The organism is Micrococcus sp. HMSC31B01 (genome assembly GCF_001816085.1).
GTDB lineage: Bacteria > Actinomycetota > Actinomycetes > Actinomycetales > Micrococcaceae > Micrococcus > Micrococcus luteus.
Genome location: NZ_KV825476.1, coordinates 1 through 963 on the forward strand (window position 1 = coordinate 1; position 963 = coordinate 963).

Consider the following 963-nt stretch of genomic DNA (forward strand, 5'->3'; position numbering starts at 1 on the left):
CGGCGGCCCACGCGGTGCCGAGGGCCTCGTCCACGGGCTGGGTCAGCTCCTCGGCGACCACCCACGCCCGGCCCTGGGAGCCGTCCGCGGCGGGCCGACGCAGCCACACGTGGCCGAAGCCCACGCCCGCGACCCCGCGCGCGGCGAAGTCGTCCAGGTACCCGCGGTAGGCGGCCTCATAGGCGGGCGGGTCGAGCTCGAGCGAGGAGTCCTGCAGCCACGTCTCCGCGTAGCCCGCGGGGTCCTGCCGGTCGCGCTGGAGCAACCAGGCCTGCATCCCCGGCGCCACCCACGAACGCGGGCGCGCGTCCCACGGTGCGGTGTCGGCGTCGGCGGTGTCACCCGCCGGGATCTCCCAGTTGGCGAGCAGCTGCGCGGTGCCGCCCTCGGCGAGCACGTCCGGCAGGGCCGCGATCAGCTCCGCGACGATCCGGTCGCCCTCGCGGCCGCCGTCGCGGTAGGTCAGCACGGGCGCGTCCGGGTCCGTGCGCGGGGTGATCACGAACGGCGGGTTCGAGACCACGAGGTCGAACCGCTCCCCCGTCACCGGCGCCAGCAGATCGCCGGCCGCCAGCCGGACCCGGTCCTCGAGCCGGTCCCGGTCGAGGCCGAGCACGTCCGCGTTGAGCAGCAGGTTGAACCGGGTGAATGCCAGGGCCCGCTCGGACAGGTCCGTGGCGGTGACATGGTCGGCGTGGGCGAGCAGGTGCAGGGTCTGGATCCCGCAGCCCACCCCCACGTCGAGGGCGCGGGCCACGGGACGGCGCTGCGTGGCGCCGGCGAGCGTGAGGGAGGCCCGGCCGACGCCGAGCACGTGCTCGGGAGGCAGCGGGCCGCGCCGCTGCTGGGCCGTCAGGTCCGAGGCGATCCACATCCGGCCCGGCTCGTCCGCCTCGTACGGCGAGAGGTCCACCGCGCCGCGCACGCGCCCGTCCGGCCCTTCCACGACGAGCCCGGCCGCCA

Annotated in this window: 1 protein-coding gene; it reads right to left on the bottom strand. The window is 76.7% G+C overall.

All coding sequences use genetic code 11. From position 1 onward, the window contains the following. A partial coding sequence (locus HMPREF3105_RS12465; RefSeq protein ID WP_371441119.1) for a methyltransferase occupies positions 1-946 on the bottom strand: 946 nt, incomplete at its 3' end. Between the last annotated feature and the right edge of the window lie 17 nt (positions 947-963).